Below are 20,708 nucleotides of genomic sequence, written 5' to 3'. Positions count from 1 at the left end.
CGGTGACCGGCCGGGGCTTCGGAAGGTGGTGCCTGCTGTCAGGAACCGCTAGTTAGCGGAGATCTGGCGCAGGACGTACTGCAGGATTCCGCCGTTGCGGTAGTAGTCCGCTTCACCGGGGGTGTCGATGCGCAGGACGGCGTCGAACGTCTTCGAGCTGCCGTCCTCGGCAGTTGCCGTGACCTTGAGGGTCTTGGGCGTGGTGCCCTCGTTCAGGGCGGTGACGCCCTCAACCGAGAACGTCTCCGTGCCGGACAGGCCCAGGGTTGCGGCGGATTCGCCGGCCGGGAACTGCAGCGGCAGGACGCCCATGCCAATGAGGTTGGAGCGGTGGATGCGCTCGTAGCTCTCGGCGATGACGGCCTTGACGCCCAGCAGGGCGGTACCCTTGGCAGCCCAGTCACGGGAGGACCCGGAACCGTATTCCTTGCCGGCCAGGATCACCAGCGGGGTGCCGGCTGCCTGGTAGTTCTGCGCAGCATCGTAGACGTAGGCCTGCGGGCCGCCGTCCTGGGTGAAGTCGCGGGTGAAACCGCCCTCGACGCCGTCCAGGATCTGGTTCTTGATGCGGATGTTCGCGAACGTACCGCGGATCATCACCTCGTGGTTGCCGCGGCGGGATCCGTAGGAGTTGAAGTCCTTGCGCTCCACGCCGTTGGCCAGGAGGTACTGGCCGGCAGGGGTGTCGGACTTGAACGAACCGGCCGGGGAGATGTGGTCGGTGGTGACCGAATCGCCCAGCTTCAGGAGCACGCGGGCGCCCGTGATGTCCTTGACCGGCTCCGGCTTGGCCTGCATGCCCTCGAAGTACGGGGGCTTGCGGACGTACGTGGAGTTCGGATCCCAGGCGAAGGTGTCGCCGGCGGGAGTGTCGAGCGCCTTCCAGCGGTCGTCACCCTCAAAGACGCCTTCGTAGCCCTTGGCGAACATTTCCTTGTCGATCGAGGAATCGATGACCTGCTGGACCTCAACCGGGTTGGGCCAGATGTCCTTCAGGAAGACGTCGTTGCCTGCTTCGTCCTTGCCGAGGGCATCGGTTTCGAAGTCGAAGTCCATGGAACCGGCCAGGGCGTAGGCGATGACCAGCGGCGGGGAGGCCAGGTAGTTCATCTTGACGTCCGGGTTGATGCGGCCTTCGAAGTTGCGGTTGCCCGAGAGGACAGCTGCGACGGCGAGGTCGTTGGCCTGGATTGCTTCGGAGACCTCGGCTTCCAGCGGACCGGAGTTGCCGATGCAGGTGGCGCAGCCGTAGCCCACGATGTAGAAGCCGAGCTTCTCCAGGTAGGGCGTCAGGCCCGACTTCTCGTAGTAGTCGGTGACAACCTTCGAGCCGGGGGCAACGGAGGTCTTGACCCACGGCTTGGCCGTGAGGCCCTTTTCGACGGCGTTGCGTGCCAGCACAGCGGCGGCCAGCATGACCGACGGGTTGGACGTGTTGGTGCAGGACGTGATCGATGCGATGGTGACCGCACCGTGGTCCAGCTCGAACTCGCGTCCGTCGGCCATCTTGACCGGAACCGGGCTGGAGATGCGCCCGGCGCCGCCGTGTGCCGCCGAGTACTTCGGGGGCTCGCGGTCGGTGTCGGAGATGTGGGTCGAACCAGCCGTGAAGGAAGGCGCGTCGGAGGCCGGGAAGGACTCCTCAAGCGACTCGTCCAGGGTGCCGGCGTCGGCATCGTGGGCGACGTAGTTCTTCAGGTCGTGGCGGAATTCGTCCTTGGCCTCAGTCAGTTCGATGCGGTCCTGCGGGCGCTTGGGGCCGGCGATGGACGGAACAACCGTGGACAGGTCCAGTTCCAGGTATTCGGAGAACTTGATCTCGCGGGAAGGATCGTGCCAGAGGCCCTGTTCCTTGGCGTAAGCCTCTACCAGTGCCACGTTCTGGTCTGACCGGCCGGTGAGGCGCAGGTAGTCCAGGGTGACGTCGTCGATCGGGAACATGGCAGCCGTGGAACCGAATTCCGGGCTCATGTTGCCGATGGTGGCGCGGTTGGCCAGCGGCACAGCGGCAACGCCTTCGCCGTAGAACTCCACGAACTTGCCCACAACACCGTGCTTGCGGAGCTGCTCGGTGATGGTGAGCACCACGTCGGTGGCGGTGGCGCCGGCCGGGATGGAGCCGGTCAGCTTGAAGCCCACAACACGCGGGATCAGCATGGAAACGGGCTGGCCCAGCATGGCTGCCTCGGCTTCGATGCCGCCGACGCCCCATCCGAGGACGCCCATGCCGTTAACCATGGTGGTGTGGGAGTCGGTACCGACGCAGGTGTCCGGGTACGCACGGAGCGCACCGTCAACTTCGCGGGTCATGACCGTGCGGGCCAGGTATTCGATGTTGACCTGGTGCACGATGCCGGTTCCCGGCGGGACAACCTTGAAGTCGTCGAACGCGGTCTGGCCCCAGCGCAGGAACTGGTAACGCTCCCCGTTGCGCTGGTATTCGATCTCCATGTTGCGCTCCAGCGCGCCGGAGTTGCCGAAGGCATCGATCTGGACCGAGTGGTCAATGACCATCTCGGCAGGCGCCAGCGGGTTGACCCTCTTGGGATCGCCGCCCAGTTCCTTGACCGCTTCACGCATCGTCGCCAGGTCAACCACGCAGGGAACGCCGGTGAAGTCCTGCATGATCACGCGTGCAGGCGTGAACTGGATTTCTGTATCGGGCTGGGCATTGGGATCCCAGCCTGCCAGGGCGCGGACGTGATCGGCAGTGATGTTCGCGCCGTCCTCGGTCCTCAACAGGTTTTCAAGCAATACCTTGAGGCTGAACGGAAGGTTTTCTGCACCTTCAACGGAGTTCAACCGGAAAATTTCGTATTCGGTTCCGGCTACATTAAGTTTGCCTTTTGAACCGAAGCTGTCCACAGTGCTCATCGCAGGACTCCTCTCGCAACAGTTTCATCTTTGTCGCGCGGTTGACCGCCTGCTAGTTAGGAGGCCCTAATTAGATCCGGGCCCGAAAATTGCACACGGCCGGCCGTGATTACGGAGCGCGACGTGGGACTACTACGGCCATCGTAGTCGAAAACGACGGTGGCATCATGGACCGGTCCTCAGGCGCGCGGCGTCAACAGGGCCACCGTCTCCAGGTGGTGGGTGTGTGGATACAGGTCGAAGGCCCGGAGGCCTGACAGGTCCCACCCGGCCTGGCGGAAGTACCCTACGTCCCGGGCGAACGACGCCGGGTCGCAGGACACGTAAGCAATGGCACGGGGCTGCGCCTCAACCAGCTGCCCGACCACGGCCTTCCCCGCGCCCGCCCGCGGCGGGTCAAGGACCAGGGCGTCAAAGTTCCGCGGTTTCTGGCGGAGGACCCGCTCCACCCGGCCTTGGACGATCTCCACCTGCGGCGCTGCATGCAGGTTCTTGCGGGCGTCCCGGCTGGTTCCGGGAGCCCCCTCCACGGACAGGACAGAACCCGTCTCCCCCACGGCGTCGGCCAGGACGGCAGTGAAGAGTCCGGCGCCCGCGTAGAGGTCGGCCACCACCGCGCCGGGGTGCAGGAAGCCGCCATCCTTGAGGAATTCTGTGACACCCCCCACAAGCGCTCCGGGCGCGTCGCGGTGGATCTGCCAGAATCCGGCACCGGTTACCCGGTAGTCATGGCCGGCCGCGGTTTCCTGCACCCAGGTGCGGCCCCGCACCTGGGTTACGGCCTCGGTAGCGGGGTCAAAGGTGGCTACGGACACCTCGCCGGGCAGTTGGGCTGCGACGGCGTTAAGCCGCTTGGGCTTGGTTCCCGGACCTGGTGCCAGCAGCACCAGCGGACGTGAGCCGTTGGCCGGGGCGGCCACTTCCACCCGGTCGATGCCCTGCAGGTCGAGGTCCCAGAGGCGCAGGGCGTTGATGGCATCGACGGCGAGGGGCATCTCCCGGACGGGAACGATGTGCGTGGAGCGGTGCGCGTGCATGCCGAGCTTCCCGCCGGGGGTGACCGAGAAACTTGCGCGCGTCCGCCACCCGAGGCCGTTCCCGCCGTCGTCCTGTCCGCCCACTGCTTCAACGCTGGGGCCGGCTCCATCCGGCAGCTGTCCGACGCCGGCAAGGCGCGTGAGCTGTTCAGCCAGGACCTCTGCCTTGAGGCTGCGCTGCCGGGCCAGCGTCATGTGGCCAAACTCCGCTCCCCCCACCGGGGGATGTCCGTGGCCCCACGCCCGCAGCGAATCGGCGGCATGCCAGAAGTGGTCCACGCGGTCCGGGGAGGCGGCAAGAACCTCCACGACGTCGGCCCGCCAGAATTTGGCCTTCTCTTCGGCATCCGTCAGGCGTACCCGCACCTTCTCGCCGGGAATGCCGTGCCGGACGAAAATTACGCGGCCCTCGTGCCTGGCGACGCAGTGGCCGCCGTGGGCCACCGGGCCGACGTCGAGCACTATTTCCGTGCCGGTGGCTCCGGCGGGTGGCTGGTGAGTCGTGTGCAACGGGGCCTTCGCAATCATTGGACGTCCTGCAGGTTCTTGGCTTCTTCGGATGATTTCAGCTGCCAGGGAACGCTCGCCACCATGACGCCTGGTTCAAAGTGCAGCCGGGTCTTGATGCGGAGCGCTGTCTGGTTGTGGACCAGCTGTTCCCACCATTTGCCCACCACGTATTCGGGGATGTACACAACGATCAGGTCCCGGGGCGAGTCACGCCGCATCTGCTTGACGTAGTCCATGATGGGCGTGACCGTCTCGCGGTAGGGGCTTGCCAGGACCGTCAGCGGCACGGGGATCTCCAGCTTGTCCCAGTCGGCCACGGTCTGCGCGGTTTCCTCCGGATCGATGTCCACGGTGACGGCGTCAAGCCGGGAGGGCCGGGAGGCCCTGGCATAGGCCAAAGCCCGCAGCACGGGCTTGCGAACGTGGGAGACCAGCAGGACGGCGTGCACCCGGGTGGGGAGGGCCCGGGGCGAGGCGTCCTCGTCCACTGCCAGTTCCCTGGCCACGTTGTCATAGTGGGCTTTGATGCTCCACATGATCAGGAACAGGATGAACATGGCCAGCAGGGCAATCCAGGCGCCCTGCTCGAATTTGGTGATCAGCACGATGACGAGGACCGTGGCTGTCATGCCGAAGCCGATGCTGTTGATAACGCGTGATTTGGCCATGCGGCGCCGGGCGGCTTTGTCCCTGGCCAGTTTGAGCTTCCGGCCCCAGTGCCGGACCATGCCGAGCTGGCTGGCCGTGAAGGAGATAAAAACCCCAACGATGTAGAGCTGGATGAGCTTGGTGACGTCCGCATTGAACGCCAGGATCAGCACCAGGGCGCCCGCGGCGAGGGCAAGGACGCCGTTGCTGAAGGCCAGCCGGTCGCCCCTGGTCCGCAGTTGCCGCGGAAGGTATCCGTCCTGGGCGAGGATCGAGCCGAGCACCGGGAAGCCGTTGAAGGCCGTGTTGGCCGCGAAGACCAGGATGACGCCGGTGGCGGCCACCACGATATAGAACGGTATGGATCCCGGCCCGAAGATGGTGTGGGCAATCTGGCTGATGGCCGGCGTCTGGATGTACCCCTCGGGCAGCGGGTTGCCGTTGAGGAGGAACTCCGTTGCGGGGTCGAGGACGATGTGTACCTTGGTGGCGTTGGCCAGGTACATGATGCCCGCCAGCATGGTGGCGCCGATGACGCCCAGCAGCAGCAGGGTGGTGGCCGCATTCTTGCTTTTCGGCGGTCGGAAATTGGGCACGCCGTTGCTGATGGCTTCCACGCCGGTCAGCGCCGCTGCTCCAGACGAAAAAGCGCGCAGCAGCAGGAAGGCGCCGGCGAGGCCGACCAGGCCTTCGTCAAACCCGGGGGCCGGGACGATCGTGAACGCGGCGGAGGGTGCCTCCCCTAGTTGTCCGGTGGCCGCCTGGAAAATGCCCACGGCCGTCATGCCCAGGATGGCCGCCATGAAGAGGTAGGTTGGAATGGCAAACATGGTGCCTGCCTCTTTCACGCCGCGGAGGTTCACCAGGGCGAGGATCGCAACGCCGACGGCGGCAATGGCCGCCTGGTTGCCGTGCAGCGACGGGACGGCGGTGGTGAGGTACGTGGCGGCGGAGGAGATGGACACCGCGACGGTGAGGACGTAGTCCACCAGCAGCGCAGAGGCCACGGTGAGGCCGGCGTACTTGCCGAGGTTTTCGCCGGCGATCTCGTAGTCGCCGCCGCCGGATGGGTAGGCGTGGACGTTTTGCCGGTAGGACGCCACAACGGTGAGCAGGACCACCATGACGGCCAGGCCCACCCAGGGCGAGAACGCCACCGCGCTGACACCCGCCAGCGCCAGGGTGAGCAGGATCTCATCGGGTGCGTACGCCACGGAAGAGAGGGCGTCGGAAGCGAAGACAGGAAGTGCGATCCGCTTGGGAAGCAGCGTATGGGCCAGCCGGTCATTTCGGAATGGCCGGCCCACCAGCACACGCTTGGCGGCGTTCAATATTGTCAGCACCCCACAAAGCTAGTCTGATTCCCGGACGATGTCATGACGGGCGGCGGGCGGCTGCAGCCCGGACGCTGGCGGTAGAGTTCTAGCAGCAGGACCTTGACAGGATTACAGAGGAGAAACACCGTGGCGCATTTCGTGATCATGGGATGTGGCCGGGTGGGGGCGACGCTGGCACACACGCTGGAGGACGCCGGGCACTCTGTGGCCATCATCGACCAGGACGACCGTGCCTTTCGGCGGCTTCGGCAGGGGTTCACGGGCCGCAAGGTCACCGGTGTCGGCTTCGACCGGGACACCATGAAGCAGGCGGGGGTCGCTGAAGCGTACGCGTTCGCGGCGGTGTCCAGCGGTGACAACTCCAACATCCTTGCTACCCGCGTGGCGCGGGAAACGTTCCACGTCCCCCACGTTGTTGCCCGGATCTACGATCCCGGCCGTGCCGAGATCTACCAGCGCCTGGGCATTCCCACTGTAGCGGCGGTCCGCTGGAGCGCAGACCAGGTGCTCCGGCGCATCCTGCCCGAACAGCATCTCGCCGGTGATTTCCGGGAGCCCTCCGGCCGTCTGGTGCTGGCCGAACTGGACCTCGACGCCGGGTGGATCGGGCACCCGGTCAGCAGCATCGAAAAAGCCGCCGATATCCGGGTGGCGTACCTGACCCGCTTCGGTGAGGGAATCCTGCCGGCCGCCGGTACGGCGTACCAGGACGGCGACACCGTGCACGCCATGCTCCAGGTGGACCGCAGCTCACAGGTCGCCCAGATCCTGGCCAAAGCCCCTGCCAAGGAGTCCCAGTGAAAGTCGTTATCGTTGGCGCGGGAAGCGTCGGATCGTCCATCGCCAGGGAACTGCTGGCGCACAAGCATGAGATCCTCCTCATCGACCTCAAGCCGGAAGTGATCGGACGGAGCGGCTTGCGGGGGGCACACTGGCTGGTGGGCGACGCCTGCGAGCTGAGCACGCTCCAGGGGGCCAAGGTTGAGGACGCGGACGTCGTGGTGTCGGCCACCGGTGACGACAAGGTCAACCTGGTGGTCTCGCTGCTGGCCAAGACGGAGTTCGGGGTGGGGCGCACCGTGGGGCGGGTCAACAACCCCAAGAATGACTGGATGTTCAATGATTCCTGGGGCGTGGACGTTGCCGTCAACACGCCCCAGCTCATGACTGCCCTGGTGGAGGAAGCCGTGGAGATCGGCGACCTTGTCCGGCTGCTGACGCTCCAAACCGGCGTGTCCTCCCTGGTGGAGTTCACCGTCCCGCACGATTCGCACGTTATCGGCAGCACCGTGGGCCAGATCCAGTGGCCGGAGGACTCCACGCTGGTGGCTATCCTTCGGGACCACGCCCCCATCACGCCGAGCCGTGACGACGTGATCGACGGCGGCGACGAGCTGTTCTTCGTAACGACTATCGCCGCCGAGGACGAGCTGCGCGCACTGCTCTCCACCGACTCCTCGGAACCGCCGCAGCCCAGGCCCTCTGACGAGGCGGGACACCTGGAGCAGCAGGGCCCGGAGGATGACGGGTTCGACGGCTAGTCTGCCGCGGCCGGGCCGTCCTTCGGCTGGGACTCCGGCGTGGGCTGGGCCGGGGCCGGCCGGGTGACAAGCCAGGCGATCCAGACGCCGAGGATGTACAGCGGCGCGCCCATGATGAGCCGGGTGGTGGCAAGGGCAGCAAGTCCGTCCGGACCCATGAGGTAGAGCGGAACCTGTACCGCCAGCCGGAGCGCAAGGACCGCAACGATGATCCACGTGCCCAGCTGGTAGGCCTTGACCCGCGCCGGGTCCTTGCGCCAGTCGAGGCCTTCGTTCCGGATGAATCCGAAGAGCAGGCCCGCCACCGGCCATTTGAGGAAAATGGACAGAACCATCGCCAGGATGTACCCGGCGTTGGTGAAGAAGCCGGGCAGGTAGAAGTCCTCCGCCTTGCCGGTGGTGTTGGCCAGCCAGGCCGAGATGCCCACGCCCACCACGCCGGCGAGTGCCTGCGTCAGGGGCTTGCGCTGGACCAGCCGGACCACTGTGAAGACGGCGGCCGCGGCAAGGGCCGCCACAAGGGACAGCGTCAGTTCCCGGGTGACGGTGAAGGCCATGAGGAAGACGAGTCCCGGAGCGATGCTTTCGGCAATGCCCTGGATCCCGCCTGCGCTCCGGAGGACGTCGACGCGTCCGTCGTGGGTCCGGTGCAGTCCCGCCTTGGCGGCATATTCCGCTGCCAGGCCCGCCATGGGGGAAGGTTCCTGCGCCGGGCCCGGCGTTCCTGCGTGGCCGGGAGTATCCGGCCCCTGGGATCCGGCGGAGGGGTCGGGCTGGGGCGCGGTCATTCGTTCTCCTGGCGGGACAGTATTTCGTAGCGTGGGTTGAACATGGTGGGCAGCCCGTTGTTCGTGGAAAGCATTCCGTCCAGCCGGATCTCAGCGCCGGCTTCAATGCCCGGCACGCGCCGGCGCCCCAGCCACACAACGCGGAGCCTTCCGCGCCGTGCACCGGGCTGGGCGGAGGCTTTCCCCGGCTCGGCGTCGGAAACCATGGCGCTGAAGGCGGCAGCCTGGTCTGCCGGGAGGAAAGTCACCGATTCGATGCGCCCCTGGCAGGTGACACGTCCCTTCTCCGGGAGCTGGCTGATGGGGAGCGTGCCGGCGTGCCGGGGCACGCCGTCCGGTGCAGGATCAGCCAATCTGTGTGGTTTCCGGACCGCGTTCCGGCTCCTGGAGCGCGGGGGCGGGCTGCGCCGGAGCGGGCTGCGGGGCGGCGGACGGCGGCGGGGTGGCGGCTGCGTCCTTGGGCAGGCGGAGCTGCAGCAGGTCCCGCGGCGGCATGGGGCTGCCGCCCCGGATCACCACGACCTGCCTGAAGAGGGCTTCCAGCGGCTCGGCAGCGGCACGTTCCAGGGCCGCAGGGCCGCCCAGCACGCCACGGAGGAACCAGCGGGGCCCGTCAACGCCTACGAAACGCGCCACCCGGTACCCCTGGCTGCCGTCAGGGAGCCCGGCCGGGAGTTTCGCCACGAGTTCAGTGCCGAAGCTGCCCTCAATTTCCTCGACCTGGCCGCCCTGCGCCCCGACGGACTGGCCGATCTGCTCTCGGATTTCGTCCCACAGGCCTTCGGTCTTGGGGGCGGCGAATGCCTGGAGCTGCAGGCTCGATCCGTTGAGATCCAAGGTAACGGCCACCACGCGCTGGGTGGCTTCCTCAACCTCGAGGCGCAACTGCAGGCCATCGCTGGGGGCGATCAGCAGCGCGCCGAGGTCCACGTAGCCGTCGCGGCTGGTGATTTCCGATTCATCAAGCGGTCCGTTGGCGCGGACACCGGAGCCTGCCGCAGCGTCCTCCGGGGACTCCGCGGTGGTCAGGGAGTCATCCGGTTCGGATGCTTCGTCCTTCTTGGCTTTCCTGCCGAGCCCAAAGACCATGAGGGTGTCTCCTTAGTTGTGAAATGTGCCGGTCCGGCCCTGAGGGGGTCCCGCCGTCGTGCTCTGCCGCCTGCCGGCAAAGGGCCTGCCGGAACGGAAAAATGCTTGCTTCAGGCCCCGGGCCGCTTGAACCCGCCGGTGGACCCGAATCCTCCGGTGCCGCGCACGGATCCGCTCAATTCGTTGACGGGGATGAACTGGGCGTACTCAACACGCTGGATCACCATCTGGGCAATTCTATCGCCGCGGTGCAGCTCAATGGGCTGGGTGGCATCGGTGTTCAGCAGGGTGACTGCTATTTCCCCGCGGTACCCGGCGTCCACAGTTCCCGGGGCGTTGACGATGGTCAGCCCGTGCCTGGTGGCCAGTCCGGAGCGGGGGTGGATAAGGGCCACGAATCCCTCCGGCAGGGCAATCGCCACTCCCGTGGGGACGAGCTTGCGCTCTCCCGGCTGCAGGACAACGTCTTCCCTGGCACGGAGGTCAGCGCCGGCGTCGCCCGGGTGCGCGTAGGACGGCGCCTCCAGGCCCGGGTCCAGCATCTTCAGCTGGACCTGCAGGGTAGGGGCCGAGGCGAGGGGCTCATCCCCGGCAGGCGGGGCCGGGGGAAATGTGTCTACTGCTGCGGATTGATCAGTCACAGTCACTCACTCTAACCCGCGCCCGCGGATGGGACCTAGGCCGCGGGCGGCTGCCCACTGTGGACAACCTGCCGGGCCGGACCTCCCGGCGCGGGACGGCACCGGCCGGGATGAAATAGCCAGGGAAAGGTGGAAAGCTTGGTCCATGCCCGAATCCAGTTCCGCCGCGTCCGTTCCCAGCACTCCCGCCGCAGAGGCTGCCGTGATCTATCGCGAGAAGCTGTGGCCGAACGCATGGATCTGGATCATTGCAGCAGGCGTTTCCGGCGCTGGAATCCTGGTCTTCGCCCCCATCAGCGCGGCCGCCGGATACACTGCTGCAGTGGTGCTCTTTGCCATCATTGCCGTACTCCTGGTCCTTTCCACCCCGACCATCGTGGTGACCCGGAAAACACTCACCGTGGGGCGGGCCACCATCGAGCGCCGCTTTGTGGGCGCCGTCCAGCCGTTCCGGGGCGGGGAAGCGACGGCGGAACGCGGCACCCGGCTGAACGGGCTGGCCTACCTCTGCATCAGGGGCTGGATCGATCCGGTGGTCAAGGTTGAGATCACGGATCCATCCGACCCGACGCCGTACTGGCTGACCTCCACCCGCAGGCCCGATGAGCTGACGGCAGCCCTCTCCAGGCACTAGCCTGCAGGCCCTATTTGCCCGGATCTCCCGGAAAATCGCGGCGCGCCCTGCCCCTTGAGCCAAAACCCGGCCCCCGGATGGCAAAGTTTCGAGTGATAGCAATGCCAGGGTGGAGGATTTGTATGCAGGATCTACGGCTTGTAGGCGTACACGACGACGGGACTCACCTCCTGTTGAGCGGGGCCGGCGGCGAGATGTTCCAGCTGCCGATCGATGAAGCGCTGAGGACGGCCAGCAGGTCCGCGGTTAAGCCGCGGGTCGAGCGGCCTGCCATTCCCATGTCCCCGCGGGATATCCAGGCCCGGATCAGGGCCGGAGCCACAGCGGCGGATGTCGCCGAGGCTTCCGGGCTGCCGCTGGCCAAGGTTGAACGGTACGAGGGCCCGGTCCTGGCCGAACGGGAGTACGTGGCCCAGCAGGCCCGCAAGGTGGAAGTGGCCGCGCCTTCGCCCGGGCACGACATCTACCGTTCAGCATTCGGTGACAACCCGGCAACGTTGGGCGAGATGGTGGCGCACCGGCTTTCCGCGCATGGCATCGACCCCGCATCCGTGGAGTGGGATTCATGGCGCCGCCAGGACGGGACCTGGACTGTGTCTGCCACCTTCGAGGCGAAGAACGGCGGCGCACCGGGAATCGGCGAGGAGCCGCCCGCGCTGTGGACCTTCAGCCCGGCCCGGAAGTCCCTGCATAACGCCAACCGCTGGGCCCAGCAACTCAGTGAGTTGGAGCCCCTGGACGGACCGGTACCGGCCCGGAGGTTGTCCGCCGTCTCCGACCGGCCCTTTGATTTTGAGACCGATGCCGACTCCGCTCCCGGCAACCAGGGCGGCACCGCCGGCCAGGCAGCCGGCAAGGACAAGGAATCCGACGGCCTCCTGGACATGCTGCGCTCGCGCCGGGGCCAGCGGCTTGGCGTGGATGAGGATTCTGACGACGCCCTGGCACTGCTCCTGACCAACGGTGTTCCTGCCGCCCACCCCCGGCCCTCGGAGATCACCCCGGAAACGGAAGAACACGACGCCGGACAGGAACCGGACCGTACCGACGCTCCTGCTGCCCAGGGCGACTCCTTCGTCCGCCGGCGGGATGCCCGGCCGTCCATGCTGTCCCGGCTCAGCCTCCTTCCGCCCCAGCACGACCCCGCCGATGAGAACCTGCGGCTGCACAATGGCGTCAGCACGGACACCCGGGAGATCACCATCGTGGCTTCACCGCAGCGGGCCTCCGGCGACGCGGCAGCGGACGCGGCACAGGGCAACGGGAACGGCACAGCCAGTGGCGCGGGACTGGACGAATTGCTGGGCGGTGCCCCTAAGCGGCATTCGTCCCGGAACGACGACTCCTCCCCCGCCACCGGCCAGCTGCCGGAGGCGGGATCTCCCGAGCGCCAGCCTGCCAGGCCCAAGCGCTCCAGCGTCCCGTCCTGGGACGAGATCGTCTTCGGCACCCGCGGGGACTGACGCCCGGGCCGGCCGCCGACTACCGGGCCGGCGCGGCCGGCAATGAAACGAAGGACTGTCCCTAGGCGTCCGTACCGGTCCCGCCGGTGCCCCGCCACAGGCACGCATCCACCTCGAACGGCAGCAGCTGGTCCTGCTCGGCCATGAGGTTGGCACCATGTGCCGTGACGCGGCGCATGAAATGGCGGCGGCACAGCGTCTCGTATCCCACCACGGGGACGTGGCCTGCCGCCGTGGCAGCCGGGCCGTCCACGGCCATGTCCACGTCGCCGACAACAACCTGCGCGCCCTCGGTGACCATGACGCCGTCGACCGTGCGCGCGTTGTGCGTTGCCCGGCGGCCGCACCAGCACAGGGCTTCCACCTGCAGGACCTGCACCCGGTCCGCGAGTTCGATCAGCCGCTGGGAGCCGGGGAACAGCCGGGTGCGGAAGTCAGCGGTGATGCCGAAGGCAAAAACGTCCACGTCGATCTCGTCCACGACTTTCGCCAGCTGCTCCACCTGCTCAGGCGTGTAGAACTGGGCTTCATCGCAGATCAGGTAGTCCACGCGCTGGCCCAGGGTGCGCCGCCGCATGACTTCCTCCCAGAAATCCGTTCCGTCCACTACTTCCACGGCGTCGGTTTCCAGTCCAAGCCGGCTGGAGATACGGGACTCGCCGGCGCGGTCGTTGCGGCTGAACCGGACGCCGCCCCGGCCACGGACCCGGTGGTTGTGGTCCATCTGCAGCGCGAGGGTGGACTTGCCGCAGTCCATAGTGCCGGAGAAGAAGACGAGCTCAGCCACGGCGGGCACTCCTGCCGCCGGCTGTGAAGTACAGGAGCGGAACTTCCCGCTCGGCCTTGGTCAGCGATCCGTGCTGGCCCACGACCTCCATCGCGGTGGGGCGGACCCGCCTCGTGTCGTAGAGGGCGAGCTCGTCGCGGGCCGCAATCATCACGTCGCCGATCCTGCCCTCGACGGCGGGCCGGACCGGACCGAAAAGCCCCGCGGCTATGGCGTCTTCCCTGGTGAACGCCCAGATGCGGTTACCGAAGCGGCCGCGCCAGGCGGCGAGGAGCCGCTCCCGCGCACCGGCGTCGGATGCGTCATCCAGGTACAGATGCACCATCCGCGGTTCGCCGGCCGTATGGCGTACTCCCTCCACCAGCTGCGGATCCGCCGAGAAATCGAGGCGCTGCTGCTCCGGTACGTCGAGCATGCCGTGGTCCGCCGTCAGCAGGATGCTGGTGCCTGCCGGCAGGGAGGAATTCAGGCGCTTCATCACGGCGTCCAGCTCTTCCAGCTGGTGTTCCCACTCCGGCGACTGGCAGCCGTAGCGGTGCCCGGCCTTATCCAGCTCGTTGACGTAGAAGTACATCAGGCCGGGCCCGGGCGCTGCCAGCGCTTCGGCGGCAGCGGCAGTCCGGGCGTGGGAGGTGGTGGCGGGCATGAAGTTGCCGCCGCGGAGGGCGGCGCGGGTCATGGGTGAGTCCCCGAACTGGGGAAGGCTGACAGTGGTCACTGCGGCCTGGCCGGCAGCGCGTTCCAGCACTGTGGGGAACGGCTGCCATGCCAGCGGGTCAACCCCGGGGTCCCAGTTGCCAAGAAGGTTGACCACTTTGTCCTGCTCAGGATCCAGCACGTCGTAGCCCACCAGGCCGTGCTGGCCCGGGGGCAGGCCCGTGCCGAAACTGGCCAGCGCGGCGGCCGTGGTGGAAGGGAACGCCGAATCAAGCCACACCGGAACGGCGCCCTGGCCTGCCTGGATCACGGAGCGCAGGAAGGGGGTGTGGGCAGACTTCTGCTTCAGGAGGTTCCGGCCAAGGCCGTCGGCGACGACGACGCACACGCGGGACGCCGCGGGAAGGCCAAGGATGTTGGTGAACCCGTCGAGGCCCAGGCTGGCCGCGGCGCTGGTCAACACGTCCGCCACGGAACGCCGGCCGTAGGCGGGAGCGGACGGCAGGTCCGGCGCTTTGGCCGGACGGACGGCCGGGGCACCGGCCGGAGCAGGAACGCCGCTGGCGGGGGTTGGCGGGACGATGCCGGCGGGTGGGACGTTGCTGTTTGTTCGTCGTTCGTCCGGCATCTCAGCGCTGCTGGTGCCCGCGGCTGAGGCGGTTTCCGAACACGCCTGAACGCGGCCGGGCCGGGAGTGACGGGATGTGGGGCGCCGGGGCGGCAGAGCCTGTGTTCACGGCGCGGAGGGCGCGGGCAAAAAGCTTGGCGTCCTGGACGGCCTGTAATCCGTCCGCCTCGGCGCTGATCCGCAGGACGATGTCTTCCTGCGCAATGGTGCCGCTGTACCCGTGGTCAGCCTCGCACTGGGGATCACCGCAGCTGGCGGGGCCCATGTCCAGCCGCTGGCCGCCGGACCAGGCGATGGACAGCGTTACCTCGCGGACCGGGTCTGAAGGCTTGTAGTCCTGCGGCTGGGCGTACATGTAGCTGAGGACCACGGAGCGAATTTGGGCCACGGGCACGGACTCGGTGGAGATCTGTGCCACGATTTGCTCACCCGCCTCATCGAGCTGCTGGTCGTCCACGTGGGTGATCACCAGCATGTCCGCGGTCAGCACCAGCACGGTGATGTGGCGGCGCACCTCGGCACGGTCGAAGTGGGTTTCCAGGTGCACCAGGTGGGCGACGCACTCGCGGCCGTCCAGTGCGTCGTCCACCACGTCAGCCACCAGGCGCGGGTAAAAACCCGCCTTCTGGAGTGCGCCGTCAAGGCTTTGGCCCTGGGCACTGTGGCTGTGTGAGCTGTGGCGGACTGCCTGGTTTTCATTGCCGGGCGTTTCGGGCGCCGACGCGGGAGGCTGTGAGCTCATTCCCCCATTTTCACAGATCGGCCCGCCACATTGCTAACCGCGTCAGCCCAGCATGGCCCGGCGGGCGCTGTCGGTGCGCTGGGCCGCGTTGCCGATCCGGACATCCGCGGCGAGGATCACCGCCCCGGACACGCCGCACAGCACCGGGTTGAATTCCACCAGCGCGATTTCCGGGTGGCTGTCCTTGAGCCAGGCAAGCCTGCCGGCCAGGTCCTCAAGGGCGGCCACGTCCACGGCCGGCAGGCCCTGGTAGCCGAACAGCTTCCGGGCTGCCCGCGGCCCGCGGATGAAGTCGTGCACGTCTGCGGCGGACAGGGGCGGCACCCGGTGCGCCCAGTCGTCCAGCAGGTTGACGGCGTCCCCGGCCAGGCCGAACGAGATCACCGGGCCCAGGAGCGGGTCCTCAATGGCCCGGAAGGTACAGGCCTGCCCCACCGGCGCCATGCTCTGCACCTCCAGTGCCGGGTCGCCGTAACGGGACAGGGTCCGGCGCATCTGCAGGACGTTCAGGCGCAAGGACTCGGCGTCCTGGATATCAAGGCGGACTCCCCCGAGGTCCAGCCGGTGCCGCAGCGTGGGGTCGGTGGTCTTCAGCGCCACCGGCCACCCCAGCATGTCCGCCGCCTCAACCGCCTGGTCCGGGGTGTCGAAGCCAACCGAAGGCAGCACGGTGATGCCGTAATGGCCCAGCAGGGAGCGCGTGGCCGCCGGGTCCAGCTGCTTGAGCTGCTCCCCTTTCACGTCGCGGAGGAGGCCCTCCAGCTCGGCCCGTGCACGCTGCGGATCGCAGCCTTCCGGCTCAACGAAGTGCCCATGGTCGCGCGACACCCACTCCGAGTACCGCACGACGGCGGCGAGCGCGGCCACCGCAGCCCCCGGGTTGGAGAAGCAGGGGACAGCCTGCTCCGCGGACCCCACCATGCCCTCGACATAGACCGAGGGATCCAGGATCCCCGTGAACGCGGCCACCACGGGTTTTCCCGCCTTCACCGAGCATTCGGCCAGGACCTCGGCAATGCTGTCGACTGTAAGCCCGCGCGCGGGCAGCACCGCGGCGACGGCCCCATGGACGGCGTCGGACTCGAGGGCGGCGAGCAGGGACGAACGCAGGGCGGGAAGGGCAACCGACTGGCCGGCGTCGAGGTCCACGCCGGTCACCAGCCGGGCGACGTCAAGCCCATGGGACGACGCGCTGTCCGCCACCACTTTTCCGAGGGCCTGGGAGTTGCTGAAGATGGCCAGCCCCGGCCCGGCAGGCAGGGGCTGGTTGGAGACCACCTGCGCCACGTCCACAAGCTGCTCTATGGTTTCCACCCGGATGACGCCGGACTGGCGGAGCATCGCATCAAGCGCACCTGCGGGTGCCTGCGTGGTGCGCACGGCGTGGCCGGGCGGCAGCCGCAGCCCCATGGCATCGGACTTGGCCACAATGACCGGCTTGATGCGCGCCAGCCTTCGTGCCAGCCGGGAGAACTTGCGCGGGTTGCCGATCGATTCCAGGTACAGGCCCACGGCGGAGGTATCGGCGTCGTCCTCCCAGTACTGCATCATGTCGTTGCCTGACACATCCGCGCGGTTACCGGCGGAGAGGAAGGTGGACAGTCCCAGCCGCCGCCTGCTGGAGGCGGCGTAGAGCGAGACGCCGATGGCCGCTGACTGGGAGAACAGCCCCAGCCCGCCGCGCAGCGGCAGCGTGGGCGCCATCGAGGCGTTCAGCGAGACGGCCGGATGGGTGTTCACGATCCCCAGGGACGCAGGCCCGATCACCCGCATCCCGTTGGCGCGTGCCTGCCGCACCAGGTCGCGCTGCCTCATGAGGCCGCGTTCGCCGTCGTCCGCGAAGCCTGCCGACGCGATCACCAGGCCCTTCACTCCCGCCGCCGCACAGTCGGCGACGACGGCGGGCACTTCCTCGTAGGGGACGGCAATAACGGCCAGCTGCACAGGTCCAGGAACCTCGGAGAGCTTGCCGAAGGAGATCATGCCGGCCAGTTCCAGGGCCTCGGGATTGATGGCAAACACGGGCCCGGGGAAGCCGCCTTCGATGATGTGCTCCAGCAGCTGGTAGCCCACCGTCCCCCACTTGCGGCTGGCCCCGATGACGGCAATGGACAACGGCGTCAGCAGGTCGCGGACGCTCCTCGCCTCCGCGCGGTGCTCGCGGGATTCCATCACGGCCCGGGATTTTTCGGTGGGGTCGATGTTGAACTCAAGGCTGACGACGCCGTCGTCGAAATGCCGTTTGACGTCATAGCCGGCGTCGGAGAAGACCATCAGCATCTTGCGGTTTTCCGGCAGCACCTCCGCGCTGAAGCGGCGGATCCCGTTCTCGTGGGCTGCGGCGGCGAGGTGTTCGAGCAGGATGGAGCCGATTCCCCTCCCCTGGTGCGAATCGGCGATGTTGAACGCCACTTCGGCTTCGGTGGGGTCGTCCAGCCGGTCGTACCGGCCGATCCCTACGATTTCACCGCCAATGGTGATGACGAACGCCACCCGGTCCCGGTAGTCCACCTCGGTGAACCGCTTGAGTTCCTTGCTCGAAAGCTTGGCCTTGAACGCAAAGAAGCGCATGTAGATTGAATTCTGCGACTGTCCCATGTGGAACTTCTGGACAGCGTCCGCGTCCGAGGGGTGGATGGGGCGCAGATGTGCCGTCCCGCCGTCCCGGAGCACGACATCGGCTTCCCAATGTTCCGGATATTCGCCGTCCACGGGCTGTTCCACCATAGGCTTAGCCTAGCCAAAAACTCCCGCAGCACTGCCGCCTGCGGCCAACAAACCATTGCACCGCTCTGCAGAAGGATCCACCAACCCCATGGCCCGCCGCCAAAGTTCAGCCCCTCCCGAAGACACCACCCCCTACACGGAGAACATCGTGGACATCGATGTCACCTCCGAAATGGAAGGTTCCTTCCTGGAGTACGCGTATTCGGTGATCTACTCCCGGGCGCTTCCGGACGCCCGCGACGGGCTCAAGCCGGTGCAGCGGCGCATCCTGTACATGATGAGCGACATGGGCCTGCGCCCGGACCGCGGCCATGTGAAAAGCGCCCGCGTAGTGGGCGAGGTCATGGGCAAGCTCCACCCGCACGGCGACACCGCCATCTACGACGCCATGGTGCGCATGGCACAGGACTTCTCGCTGCGGCTGCCCCTGATTGACGGGCACGGCAACTTCGGATCGCTCGACGACGGCCCTGCGGCTCCGCGGTACACGGAAGCGCGGCTTGCGGCGGCTGCCCTGACGCTGACCAACCACCTCGACGAAGACGTGGTGGACTTCGTCCCCAACTACGACAACCAGCTGACCCAGCCGGATGTGCTTCCGGCCGCGTTCCCCAACCTGCTGGTCAACGGCGCCACCGGCATCGCCGTGGGCATGGCCACCAACATGGCCCCGCACAACCTGGTGGAAGTCATTTCCGCCGCCCGGCACCTGATTGCCCACCCGAACGCCACACTGGATGACCTCATGCGCTTCGTTCCGGGTCCCGACCTGCCCAGCGGCGGCCGGATCGTGGGGCTGGACGGCATCCGCGACGCCTACGCCACGGGGCGGGGGTCCTTCAAGACGCGGGCCAAGGTGGAGGTGGAACAGCTGTCCGCGCGTCGGACCGGCCTGGTGGTCACCGAACTCCCCTACATGGTGGGCCCGGAAAAGGTCATCGAGAAGATCAAGGACGCCGTCAACGCCAAGAAGCTGACCGGCATCAGCGACATCGTGGACCTGACCGACCGCAAGCACGGACTGCGCCTGGTCATCGAGCTCAAGAACGGCTTCAACCCCAACGCGGTGCTCCAGCAGCTGTACCGCTACTCGCCGATGGAGGACTCCTTCGGCATCAACAACGTCACCCTGGTGGACGGTCAGCCGCAGACCCTGGGCCTGGTGCAGCTGCTGACTGTGTACGTCAACCACCGGATCGACGTGGTCCGCCGCCGGACGGTGTTCCGGCTGGGCAGGAAGAAGGACCGCCTCCACCTGGTGGAGGGCCTCCTCATCGCCATTGTGGACATTGACGAGGTCATCCAGATCATCCGCTCCTCGGACGAGGCAGCCGCCGCCAGGGCTCGCCTGATGTCCATCTATGACCTCACGGAGATCCAGGCGAATTACATCCTGGAGCTCCGGCTGCGCCAGCTGACCAAGTACTCCCGGATCGAGCTGGAGAAGGAGCAGGACGAGCTGCGCCGCGAGATCGCGGAGCTCGAGGCGATCCTGGGCTCCGAGGAGCGGCTCCGGACCCTGGTGTCCGACGAGCTGGGAGAGATTGCCGAGGAGCATGGCACTCCCCGGCGCACCGTCCTCCTCGAATCCGAGGCCGTGGCACCGACCGTGGCCGCCGACCTTGCCCTCGCCGCCGGGAAGAAGGGCAAGGCAGCGCCGCTGGCCCTGGAAATCGCCGACGACCCCTGCTGGGCCATCCTGACCGCCTCCGGACAGGTGGCCCGCACCAGCAACCAGGAACCGCTGGCCGAGGCGGGACCCCGGGCAAAACATGACGTGTTCACGTCCGTGGTCAGGACCTCCGCGCGCGGCGAGATCGCGGCGGTCACCTCCCTGGGGCGGATGCTGCGCCTCCAGGTGATGGACATGCCGGTGCTGCCGCCCATGTCCGGCCTGCCCAACCTCGCCGGCGGGGTTCCGGCCAAGGATTTCCTTACCCTGCTCAAGGGGGAAACCCTGGTGGCGTTCGTGCCGCTGGACGAAGTGCTGGCCATCGGCACTTCCCAGGGCGTGGTGAAGCGGGTGCAGCCGGACTACCCCCTGAACCGGGAAGACTGGGACGTCATTGCCCTCAAGGACAAGGACTTCGTGGTCAATGTGGCGCCGGCGGGAGCCGATGATGCTGAGCTGGTGTTCCTGACCAGCCAGGCCCAGCTGCTGAAGTTTGGAGCCGCGAGCGTGCGCCCCCAGGGGCGGACAGCCGGCGGCATGGCGGGAATCAAGCTGGCGGCCGGTGACCGGGTGCTGTTCTTCGGCGCGGTCCAGCCCGGGGACGAGGCCGCCGTGGTGGTGACCATCGCCGGGACAACGGGCGCCCTACCCGGGACCGCCCCCGGCACGGCCAAGGTCACGGCGTTCTCCGAGTACCCCGTGAAGGGCCGTGCAACAGCCGGCGTGCGGGCACACCGCTTCCTGAAGGGCGAGGACACGCTGCTGCTGGCCTGGGCGGGGCACGGCCCGGCCAAGGCCGCCTCGGCTGCGGGGGTCGCCAGATCGTTGCCGCAGGAGCACGGCCGGCGGGACGGTTCCGGTGTCCCGTTGTCGCAGCCGGTGGACGTGGTGGGTCCCGCCATGGCGTGGCCTGATCCCGGCCAGGCGGCCTGA

At 67.5% G+C, this 20,708-nt stretch carries 16 protein-coding genes; 5 read left to right on the top strand and 11 right to left on the bottom strand.

The window, feature by feature from the left end:
- Nucleotides 1–48 precede the first annotated feature (48 nt).
- From NFU08_RS11210 to NFU08_RS11200, 3 genes are all read right to left on the bottom strand, one after another.
- Nucleotides 49–2,874: an aconitate hydratase gene (locus tag NFU08_RS11210; RefSeq protein WP_251423270.1), complete on the bottom strand. Its 2,826-nt coding sequence runs from the start codon at nt 2,872–2,874 to the stop codon at nt 49–51.
- A gap of 179 nt (nt 2,875–3,053) precedes the next feature.
- Nucleotides 3,054–4,439 (bottom strand): class I SAM-dependent RNA methyltransferase, encoded by a 1,386-nt coding sequence (locus NFU08_RS11205; protein ID WP_251423267.1) that lies wholly within the window; start codon nt 4,437–4,439, stop codon nt 3,054–3,056.
- Nucleotides 4,436–6,412 (bottom strand): APC family permease, encoded by a 1,977-nt coding sequence (locus tag NFU08_RS11200; protein ID WP_251423264.1) that lies wholly within the window; start codon nt 6,410–6,412, stop codon nt 4,436–4,438. The genes NFU08_RS11205 and NFU08_RS11200 overlap by 4 nt, the downstream gene beginning before the upstream one ends.
- Before the next feature lie 120 nt (nt 6,413–6,532).
- Between NFU08_RS11200 and NFU08_RS11195 the strand changes: the two genes are divergently transcribed.
- Both NFU08_RS11195 and NFU08_RS11190 read left to right on the top strand, forming a co-directional pair.
- A complete protein-coding gene (locus NFU08_RS11195; RefSeq protein ID WP_066275267.1) occupies nt 6,533–7,207 on the top strand; it encodes a TrkA family potassium uptake protein in 675 nt (224 codons plus the stop codon).
- Nucleotides 7,204–7,947: a TrkA family potassium uptake protein gene (locus tag NFU08_RS11190; RefSeq protein WP_251423261.1), complete on the top strand. Its 744-nt coding sequence runs from the start codon at nt 7,204–7,206 to the stop codon at nt 7,945–7,947. The genes NFU08_RS11195 and NFU08_RS11190 overlap by 4 nt, the downstream gene beginning before the upstream one ends.
- Here NFU08_RS11190 and NFU08_RS11185 read toward each other — a convergent pair.
- From NFU08_RS11185 to dut, 4 genes are all read right to left on the bottom strand, one after another.
- Nucleotides 7,944–8,735: a DUF3159 domain-containing protein gene (locus NFU08_RS11185; protein WP_251423258.1), complete on the bottom strand. Its 792-nt coding sequence runs from the start codon at nt 8,733–8,735 to the stop codon at nt 7,944–7,946. The two genes, NFU08_RS11190 and NFU08_RS11185, sit on opposite strands and share 4 nt — an antisense overlap.
- Nucleotides 8,732–9,088 carry a hypothetical protein gene (locus NFU08_RS11180; RefSeq protein WP_251423255.1) on the bottom strand — a complete coding sequence of 119 codons (357 nt, stop codon included), beginning with the start codon at nt 9,086–9,088 and terminating at the stop codon, nt 8,732–8,734. Before NFU08_RS11180 ends, NFU08_RS11185 begins: the two co-directional genes overlap by 4 nt.
- Nucleotides 9,081–9,824, bottom strand: a complete 744-nt coding sequence (locus NFU08_RS11175; protein ID WP_251423252.1) for a DUF3710 domain-containing protein — start codon at nt 9,822–9,824, stop codon at nt 9,081–9,083. Before NFU08_RS11175 ends, NFU08_RS11180 begins: the two co-directional genes overlap by 8 nt.
- A 110-nt stretch (nt 9,825–9,934) precedes the next feature.
- Entirely contained in the window at nt 9,935–10,465 is a 531-nt protein-coding gene (gene dut, locus NFU08_RS11170; protein WP_066275258.1) for a dUTP diphosphatase, read from the bottom strand.
- Between the two features lie 145 nt (nt 10,466–10,610).
- Between dut and NFU08_RS11165 the strand changes: the two genes are divergently transcribed.
- Both NFU08_RS11165 and sepH read left to right on the top strand, forming a co-directional pair.
- Nucleotides 10,611–11,099 (top strand): DUF3093 domain-containing protein, encoded by a 489-nt coding sequence (locus tag NFU08_RS11165; RefSeq protein ID WP_251423249.1) that lies wholly within the window; start codon nt 10,611–10,613, stop codon nt 11,097–11,099.
- Nucleotides 11,100–11,221: 122 nt separating this feature from the next.
- Entirely contained in the window at nt 11,222–12,562 is a 1,341-nt protein-coding gene (gene sepH / locus NFU08_RS11160; protein ID WP_251423246.1) for a septation protein SepH, read from the top strand.
- Between the two features lie 61 nt (nt 12,563–12,623).
- On the opposite strand, the gene NFU08_RS11155 is transcribed toward sepH, so the two are convergent.
- From NFU08_RS11155 to NFU08_RS11140, 4 genes are read right to left on the bottom strand one after another with little or no spacing between them, the layout of a single operon-like run.
- Entirely contained in the window at nt 12,624–13,349 is a 726-nt protein-coding gene (locus NFU08_RS11155) for a thymidine kinase (RefSeq protein ID WP_251423243.1), read from the bottom strand.
- Nucleotides 13,342–14,634, bottom strand: a complete 1,293-nt coding sequence (locus NFU08_RS11150; protein WP_251423240.1) for an alkaline phosphatase family protein — start codon at nt 14,632–14,634, stop codon at nt 13,342–13,344. The genes NFU08_RS11155 and NFU08_RS11150 overlap by 8 nt, the downstream gene beginning before the upstream one ends.
- A gap of 1 nt (nt 14,635) precedes the next feature.
- Nucleotides 14,636–15,376: a DUF5998 family protein gene (locus tag NFU08_RS11145; protein WP_174177078.1), complete on the bottom strand. Its 741-nt coding sequence runs from the start codon at nt 15,374–15,376 to the stop codon at nt 14,636–14,638.
- 42 nt (nt 15,377–15,418) lie between these two features.
- On the bottom strand, nt 15,419–18,103 hold the full coding sequence (locus tag NFU08_RS11140) for a bifunctional GNAT family N-acetyltransferase/acetate--CoA ligase family protein (RefSeq protein ID WP_251423237.1): 2,685 nt from the start codon (nt 18,101–18,103) through the stop codon (nt 15,419–15,421).
- Nucleotides 18,104–18,191: 88 nt separating this feature from the next.
- On the opposite strand from NFU08_RS11140, the gene NFU08_RS11135 reads away from it, so the two are divergent.
- Nucleotides 18,192–20,708, top strand: coding sequence for a DNA topoisomerase (ATP-hydrolyzing) subunit A (locus tag NFU08_RS11135; RefSeq protein WP_251423234.1), 2,517 nt, complete (start codon nt 18,192–18,194; stop codon nt 20,706–20,708).

The organism is Pseudarthrobacter sp. NCCP-2145, from assembly GCF_023708005.1.
GTDB lineage: Bacteria > Actinomycetota > Actinomycetes > Actinomycetales > Micrococcaceae > Arthrobacter > Arthrobacter oxydans.
Note: the sequence above shows the minus strand (reverse complement) of the source record. Positions and strands in the feature narration are given on the sequence as shown.